Below are 8227 nucleotides of genomic sequence, written 5' to 3'. Positions count from 1 at the left end.
CGGCTGGCTCTCCGACCGCACCGGCCCCGTGCGCGTCCTGGCCGGCGCACTGGCCCTGGTCGTCGCGGGCGCACTCGCGCAATCCCTCACACCCTCCCTTGCACCGGTCGGCACCATCGCATTCCTCGCCATGGCCGCCGCCCTCGGTGCCGGCAGCGGAGCGACCTTCGCCTTCGTGGCCCTGCTGGCCCCGCCGAACCGAACCGGCTCGGTCACCGGCGTCGTCGGCGCCGCCGGCGGCCTGGGCGGCTTCGTCCCACCGCTACTCATGGGCTCCGTCTACGGCGCCTACAACTCGTACGCACTCGGCCTGGTCCTGCTTGCGGCGGTAGCGGCCGCGGCACTCGCCTTCACCGGTACAGGTGTCCGCCATACGGTCACCCGGCGCGTCCCCTCGGCCCAACCGCACTGACCAGGAAGGGAGGGCCTGCGCGATGTGCGAGTACTGCGGCTGCCAGGCACTGGAAACGATCGACGAGCTGACCATGGAGCACGAGAGGGTCGTGAATCTCATCAGCCACGTACGGGCCGCCTCGCGTGCGGGTGACATCGCCCGGATGGCGGAAGGCGCCCGCCAGATCGCCGCCGTACTGGCCCCGCACACCGAGGTGGAGGAGCACGGCCTGTTCCCGGCCCTGGCCGGGGAGTTTCCCGATCACATCGCCGGCCTGGAGGCCGAACACCGCCAGATCGAAGCCGTCCTGGCCGAGGCCGCGGACGGCACACCGCAGGACCCGGCCTGGCCCGAGCAGCTGCTGGAGGTGCTCGCCCTGCTGCGCAACCACATCCTCAAGGAGCAGGACGGCGTTTTCCCGGCCGCCCTGGCCAACCTCAGCACCGAGGAATGGGAAGCCGTCGAGGCGGTCCGCGCCCGCGTCGGCACCCCTCTCCCGGCCACCGCCACGGACTGACGGAAACCTGTTCGGCGCCTTGCACAACAGTGCCGTAAGGCGTTTCGTGGTGGGCAAGACCCGGCAGACCGAGCAGAAACAGCGCCGTTTTCCTCGGGAGAGACATCACTGTGAGCAGGGAGAGAGGCCCTCGTCCGGGCCATGCGGGCATGGACAGCGAACTGATGGACGCCCTGGTGCGCACCCGCCGGTTCTTCACCCGGGCCGAGGTCTCGAACGACCTGCGCACCCTGCACCGGATCGGCGGCCGGCAGGCGGACGACTTCTACCGGGACCGCTGGTCGCACGACAAGGTGGTCCGCTCCACGCACGGGGTGAACTGCACGGGGTCGTGCTCGTGGAAGGTGTACGTCAAGGACGGGATCATCACCTGGGAGGCGCAGCAGACCGACTACCCTTCGGTGGGCCCGGACCGGCCGGAGTACGAGCCGCGCGGCTGTCCGCGCGGGGCCGCGTTCTCCTGGTACACCTACTCGCCCACGAGGGTGCGCTACCCGTACGTGCGCGGCGTGCTGCTGCAGATGTACCGGGAGGCCAAGGCCCGGCTCGGTGATCCGGTGGCGGCCTGGGCGGACATCGTCTCCGATCCGGAGCGGGCCCGGCGCTACAAGCAGGCGCGGGGCAAGGGTGGCCTGGTGCGGGCGAGTTGGGACGAGGCGGTGGAGATGGTCGCCGCCGCGCACGTGCACACCATCAAGGAGTACGGCCCGGACCGGCTGGCCGGGTTCTCGCCGATCCCGGCGATGTCGATGGTCTCGCACGCCGCCGGGGCCCGCTTCTACTCGCTGCTCGGCGGCGTGATGCTCTCCTTCTACGACTGGTACGCGGATCTGCCGGTGGCCTCGCCGCAGGTGTTCGGCGACCAGACGGACGTGCCGGAGTCCGGGGACTGGTGGGACGCCGGCTATCTGATCATGTGGGGGTCCAACCTGCCGGTGACCCGGACCCCGGACGCGCACTGGATGGCCGAGGCCCGCTACCGCGGCCAGAAGGTGGTGGCGGTCGCCCCGGACTACGCGGACAACGTGAAGTTCGCCGACGAGTGGCTGCCCGCCCATCCCGGCACCGACGGGGCGCTGGCCATGGCGATGGGGCACGTGGTCCTCAAGGAGTTCTTCGTCGACCGCCAGACGGACTACTTCACCTCGTACGTGAAGCGGTACACCGACCTGCCGTTCCTGGTCACGCTCGACGAACGGGAGCCGGGCACGTACGCGCCCGGCAAATTCCTGACCGCCGCGGACCTTGGCGGCGAGCAGGCTGCCATCGAGCACGCGGAGTTCCGGACGGTGCTGCTGGACGCGGCCACCGGTCGGCCGGTGGTGCCGAACGGAACCCTCGGCGACCGCTTCGGCGAGGCGGGCGCCGGGAGGTGGAACCTCGACCTCGGCGGCATCGACCCGCTGCTGTCCACCCGTGGCGGCGGCGAGGACCCGGTGGCGGTGGAACTGCCGCGCTTCGACGCCCCGGACGGCTCGGCCGGCAGGCTGCGGCGCGGGGTGCCGGTGCGGCGGGTCGCGGGACGGCTGGTGACCACGGTGTTCGATCTGCTGCTGGCCCAGTACGGGGTGGCCCGCGACGGCCTGCCCGGCACCTGGCCGACCGGCTACGACGACCCCGACGAGCCGTACACCCCGGCCTGGCAGGCCGCGATCACCGGCGTGGCCGGGGAGACGGCGGCCCGCATCGCCCGCGAGTTCGCGGCCAACGCGGAGGAGTCCAGCGGCCGTTCAATGATCATCATGGGTGCGGGCACGAACCACTGGTTCCACTCCGACACCATCTACCGGGCGTTCCTCACCCTCACCACCCTCACCGGCTGCCAGGGCGTCAACGGCGGCGGCTGGGCACACTACGTCGGGCAGGAGAAGGTCCGCCCGATCACCGGCTACTCGGCGATCGCCACCGCCGCGGACTGGAACCGCCCGGCCCGGCAGATGATCCAGACCGCCTACTGGTACCTGCACACCGACCAGTTCCGCTACGACCACTTCGGCGCCGACACCCTCGCGGCGGCCGGCGCGGGCGGAACGTTCGCGGGCCAGAGCACCGCCGACGTCATCGCCGCCTCGGCCCGGATGGGCTGGATGCCGTCCTACCCCACCTTCGACCGCAACCCGCTCGACCTCGCCGACGAGGCCGACGCGGCGGGCCGCACGGTGGGCGAGCACGTGGTGGAGGAACTGAAGGCGGGCCGGCTGCGCTTCGCGGGCGAGGACCCGGACGCGCCGGAGAACTTCCCCCGGGTGCTGACGATCTGGCGGGCCAACCTGCTGGGCTCCTCGGCCAAGGGCAACGAGTACTTCCTCAAGCACCTGCTCGGCACCGACGCCTCCCTCAGCGCCACCGAAGCACCTCCCGGCGCCCGCCCGCGCGACGTCGTCTGGCGGGAGGAGGCCCCGGCCGGCAAGCTCGACCTGCTGCTGACCCTGGACTTCCGGCAGACCAGCACAACCCTCTACTCCGACGTCGTCCTGCCGGCCGCCACCTGGTACGAGAAGCACGACCTCAACACCACCGACATGCACCCCTTCGTCAACTCGTTCAACCCGGCCATCGCCCCGCCCTGGCAGACCCGCACCGACTGGGACGCCTTCCAGACACTCGCGCAAACCTTCAGCCGCCTGGCCGCAGAACACCTGGGCACCCGCAAGGACCTGGTGGCCGCCCCGCTGCTGCACGACACCCCCGACGCCATGGCCACCCCGCACGGCCGGGTACGGGACTGGAAGGACGGCAGCTGCGAGCCGGTCCCCGGCGTCACGATGCCCAAACTGCTGCTCGTCGAGCGGGACTACGGCGCCGTCGCGGACAAGATGACCGCCCTGGGCCCGCTCCTCGACACCCTCGGGGCCACCACCAAGGGCGTCACCTTCACGCTGGAGCGCGAGCTCGAGTACCTGCGGCACAAGAACGGCACCGTCCGCGGGGGAACGGCCGACGGCCGCCCGTCGATCGCCCGGGACGTGCACGCCTGCGAGGCGATCCTCGCCCTCTCCGGCACCACCAACGGCCACCTCGCCACCCAGGGCTTCCGCACCCTGGAGGCCCGCACCGGCACTCAGCTGGCCGACCTGGCCGCCGAACACGAGGGTCGACAGGTCACCTTCGCCGACACCCAGGCCGCCCCCGTACCGGTGATCACCTCCCCGGAATGGTCCGGATCGGAGTCCGGCGGGCGCCGCTACTCCCCGTTCACCATCAACGTCGAACGCCTCAAGCCCTGGCACACCCTCACCGGCCGCCAGCACTTCTTCCTCGACCACGACTGGATGGCTGAGCTGGGTGAGCAACTTCCCGTATACCGGCCCCCGTTGAACATGAACGCACTGTTCGGTGAACCCCGCGTCGGCGAGGTGGGCGAACTCGGCGTGACGGTGCGCTACCTGACCCCGCACAACAAGTGGTCCATCCACTCCGAGTACCAGGACAACCTGTTCATGCTCTCGCTCTCCCGCGGCGGGCAGACCATCTGGATGAGCAAGGAGGACGCGGCGAAGATCGGCGTGCACGACAACGACTGGATCGAAGCGGTCAACCGCAACGGCGTGGTCGCCGCCCGCGCCGTGGTCTCGCACCGGATGCCGGAAGGCACCGTCTACATGCACCACGCCCAGGACCGCCTCATCGACGTGCCCCGCACCGAGACCACCGGACGGCGCGGCGGCATCCACAACTCCCTGACCCGCCTGCTGGTCAAGCCGAGCCACCTCATCGGCGGATACGCCCAGCTGTCGTACGCCTTCAACTACCTCGGCCCGACCGGCAACCAGCGCGACGAGGTCACCGTCGTCCGCCGTCGCACCGACCAGGAGGTGGAGTACTGACATGCCCCGTGACGGAGTCACTGTCGGACGCGTGATGGCCCAGATGGCGATGGTGATGAACCTCGACAAGTGCATCGGCTGCCACACCTGCTCGGTCACCTGCAAACAGGCGTGGACCAACCGCACCGGCGTCGAGTACGTGTGGTTCAACAACGTCGAGACCCGCCCCGGCCAGGGCTACCCGCGCCGCTACGAGGACCAGGAGACCTGGAAGGGCGGCTGGACCCTCAACAAGCGCGGCCGTCTCACGCTCAAGGGCGGCGGCCGGTTCAAGAAGCTGATCACGATCTTCTCCAACCCCAAGCTGCCCGCCCTCGACGACTACTACGAGCCTTGGACGTACGACTACGAGACACTGACCAACGCCCCGCTCCAGGAGCACACTCCGGTCGCCCGCCCCAAGTCCCTGATCACCGGCAAGGACATGAAGATCTCCTGGTCGGCGAACTGGGACGACGACCTCGGCGGCTCGCCCGACCACGGCGACAAGGACGTCCTGCTCGCCGGCATCGCCGAGAAGGTGAAATTCGAGTTCGAGCAGACCTTCATGTTCTACCTGCCGAGGATCTGCGAGCACTGCCTCAACCCGTCCTGCGCCGCCTCCTGCCCGTCCGGAGCCATCTACAAGCGGGAAGAGGACGGCATCGTCCTCGTGGACCAGGACCGCTGCCGGGGCTGGCGGATGTGCGTGTCGGGCTGTCCGTACAAGAAGGTGTACTTCAACCACCGCACCGGCAAGGCCGAGAAGTGCACGTTCTGCTTCCCCCGCATCGAGGTCGGCATCCCCACCGTGTGCTCCGAGACCTGCGTGGGCCGGCTGCGCTACATCGGCCTGGTCCTCTACGACGCCGACAGAGTCCTGGAGGCCGCCTCCACCCCCGACGACACCGGCCTGTACGAGGCCCAGCGCGAGGTGTTCCTCGACCCGAACGACCCGGACGTCGTACGTGCGGCCGAGCGGGCAGGCATCCCCCGGGACTGGATCGATGCCGCCCAGCGCTCCCCCATTCACACCCTGATCAACACCTACAAGGTCGCACTGCCGCTGCATCCGGAGTACCGGACGATGCCGATGGTCTGGTACATCCCGCCGCTGTCCCCGGTCGTGGACGTGGTCCGCGACACGGGATACGACGCGGAGGACCGCGGCAACCTGTTCGCCGCCATCGACGCCCTGCGCATCCCCGTCGACTACCTCGCCCAGCTGTTCACGGCCGGCGACCCGGCACCGGTCGACGCGGTCCTGCGGCGTCTGGCCGCGATGCGCTCGTACATGCGTGACATCAACCTCGGTCGCGAACCGGACGAGGCCGTCCCTGAGGCCGTCGGCATGACCGGCGAGCAGGTCTACGACATGTACCGGCTGCTCGCCCTGGCCAAGTACGACGAGCGGTACGTCATCCCGCCCGCCCATGCCGAACAGGCCCACCAGCTGGAGGAGCTGGCCACCGAGTGCAGCCTGGACTACGAGGGCGGCCCCGGCATGGGAGGCTCCGGCCCCTTCGGTGAGACCTCCGGCCGACCGGCGCCCCTCGCGGTGGAGAACTTCCACGTGCTGCGCGACCGGCAGAGCGCCGACACCCACGCCGCACTCACCGGCAAGGACACCCGCGTCAACCTCCTCAACTGGGACGGCAGGGGAGCACCACCCGGGCTGTTCCCGCCCGCGCCGTCCGGCAACGGCGACGCCGACCGCGTCGGCGGGGACAGCGGCGGGGAAGCCGGGCCGACACCATGACGAGGAAGACCGCGCGTTCGCCCCGCACCGAGCCCTGGCACCCGTACGCCTGGCAGGTCCAGTCCCTGCTGCTCGCCTACCCCGACCCTCACCCGCAGTTCCAGGAGCATCTGGCCCTGGCCCGCCGGGTCGCCGCCGCCCTGCCCGACCCGGTGGCGCACTCCCTGCTGCGGTTCACCGTCCACGCTGAGCGCACCCCGCCGCCGGACCTGGAGACCGCCTACGTCGCCACCTTCGACGACCGCAGACGCTGCTGCCCGTACCTGACCTACTACGCGCACGGCGACACCCGCAAACGCGGCATCGCCCTGCTTCGCCTCAAACAGGCCTACACCGCCGCCGGTTGGCACGTGAGTGACGACGAACTGCCCGACCACCTCGCCGTCGTCCTCGAATTCGCCGCCACCGTTCCCGCCGCCGGGCACCGGCTGCTCACCGAGCACCGCGCCGGACTGGAGCTGCTGCGGCTGTCCCTGCGCGAGAGCCGCTCGCCCTGGGCCCATGTCCTGGACTCCGTCTCCGCCACCCTGCCCGTCCTCGCCGGCGACGACCGGGAAGCGGTCGCCCGGCTCGCCGCGGAAGGCCCGCCGGAGGAACAGGTCGGACTCGTCCCGTACACGCCTGCGCAGTACATGCCCGACCCCACAGGAGCCGCAGGAGGCCCCCGATGACCCCGGTGCCACCGCCCGCGCCATCGGCCGTCCTGGCCGCCGAGACCGGCACCGGCACCATCCTGCTGTGGGTCGTCCTGCCCTACCTCGCCCTGGCCGTTTTCGTCCTCGGCCACGTGTGGCGCTACCGCTACGACAAGTTCGGCTGGACCACCCGCTCCTCCCAGCTCTACGAGAACCGTCTGCTGCGCATCGGCAGCCCGCTGTTCCACTTCGGCATCCTCATCGTGCTGCTCGGGCATATCGGCGGCCTGGTCGTCCCCAAGAGCTGGACCGAAGCCGCCGGTATCGGCGAGAACGCCTACCACGCCTCGGCCGTCGTCCTGGGCACCATCGCCGGCATCTGCACCCTGGGCGGCCTGGCCATCCTCGTCTACCGCCGCCGCACCGTCGGCCCGGTCTTCTCCGCCACCACCCGCAACGACAAGGCGATGTATCTCTCGCTCACCGCGACCATCGCCCTCGGTCTGTCCGCCACCGTCGCCGCCAACCTCGTCGGCGGCGGCTACGACTACCGCGAGACCATCTCCCCCTGGTTCCGCTCCGTCTTCTACCTGCAGCCCGATCCGGACCGGATGACCGGCGCCCCGGTCCTGTTCCAGCTCCATGCCGTCAGCGCGATGCTGCTGTTCGCGTTCTGGCCCTTCACCCGCCTGGTCCACATGCTCACCGCACCGCTGGGCTACCTCACCCGCCCCTACATCGTCTACCGCAGCCGCGACGCCCAACTCGGCGCCCGCGCCCCACGACGCGGATGGGAGCGCACCAGATGACCCCGGCCCCGTCCGCCCCGCCGCATGGCCCGGCCGACACTCGCCACTCCCCTGTCTCGGCAGCGCATGGTCCGACGCGGTACGCCGGCGGGTATTTCGCACGCGGGTGACCGCGATCGCGAGGAACAGTCCGACAACCGGGGCCACCGCGACGAGCAGTCCGGAGAGGATGCGAACGGCGAAGGCGTACCGGGCACGGCCGTCGCTGCGGCGGCCCGGAGGCGGGGTGCGGCACAGGGCCGCCCATTGGGAGGCGCTCTCCCCCGCCTCGTACCGGCGCTGGCGCGCCGGGCGCCCACCACGCCAC

Annotated in this window: 6 protein-coding genes; all 6 read left to right on the top strand. The window is 70.6% G+C overall.

Features of this window, described 5'->3' with window-relative positions; translation table 11 throughout:
• Positions 1-412 (top strand): MFS transporter (locus PV396_RS44240; protein ID WP_416071588.1); only part of this gene is annotated, 412 nt, incomplete at its 5' end.
• Positions 413-434: 22 nt separating this feature from the next.
• A complete protein-coding gene (locus PV396_RS44235) occupies positions 435-911 on the top strand; it encodes a hemerythrin domain-containing protein (protein ID WP_319214045.1) in 477 nt (158 codons plus the stop codon).
• Between the two features lie 149 nt (positions 912-1060).
• Positions 1061-4738 carry a nitrate reductase subunit alpha gene (locus tag PV396_RS44230; protein ID WP_319214044.1) on the top strand — a complete coding sequence of 1226 codons (3678 nt, stop codon included), beginning with the start codon at positions 1061-1063 and terminating at the stop codon, positions 4736-4738.
• A gap of 1 nt (position 4739) precedes the next feature.
• Positions 4740-6476, top strand: a complete 1737-nt coding sequence (narH, locus tag PV396_RS44225) for a nitrate reductase subunit beta (RefSeq protein ID WP_319214043.1) — start codon at positions 4740-4742, stop codon at positions 6474-6476.
• Positions 6473-7147 carry a nitrate reductase molybdenum cofactor assembly chaperone gene (narJ, locus tag PV396_RS44220; protein ID WP_319214042.1) on the top strand — a complete coding sequence of 225 codons (675 nt, stop codon included), beginning with the start codon at positions 6473-6475 and terminating at the stop codon, positions 7145-7147. Before narH ends, narJ begins: the two co-directional genes overlap by 4 nt.
• Complete coding sequence (gene narI / locus PV396_RS44215) at positions 7144-7920, top strand: respiratory nitrate reductase subunit gamma (protein ID WP_319214041.1); 777 nt, start codon at positions 7144-7146, stop codon at positions 7918-7920. The genes narJ and narI overlap by 4 nt, the downstream gene beginning before the upstream one ends.
• Positions 7921-8227 lie beyond the last annotated feature (307 nt).

It is taken from the genome of Streptomyces sp. ME02-8801-2C (assembly GCF_033793965.1).
In the GTDB taxonomy this organism is placed as follows: domain Bacteria; phylum Actinomycetota; class Actinomycetes; order Streptomycetales; family Streptomycetaceae; genus Streptomyces.
The sequence above is the reverse complement of the archived record's forward strand: the minus strand, read 5'-3'. Positions and strand labels throughout refer to the sequence as shown.

Bases quoted from the DNA above. Each gene is read 5' to 3' on its own strand.
- PV396_RS44235 (WP_319214045.1), top strand. From the start codon at position 435: ATGTGCGAGTACTGCGGCTGCCAGGCACTGGAAACGATCGACGAGCTG.
- PV396_RS44230 (WP_319214044.1), top strand. From the start codon at position 1,061: ATGGACAGCGAACTGATGGACGCCCTGGTGCGCACCCGCCGGTTCTTC.
- narJ (WP_319214042.1), top strand. From the start codon at position 6,473: ATGACGAGGAAGACCGCGCGTTCGCCCCGCACCGAGCCCTGGCACCCG.
- narH (WP_319214043.1), top strand. From the start codon at position 4,740: ATGCCCCGTGACGGAGTCACTGTCGGACGCGTGATGGCCCAGATGGCG.
- narI (WP_319214041.1), top strand. From the start codon at position 7,144: ATGACCCCGGTGCCACCGCCCGCGCCATCGGCCGTCCTGGCCGCCGAG.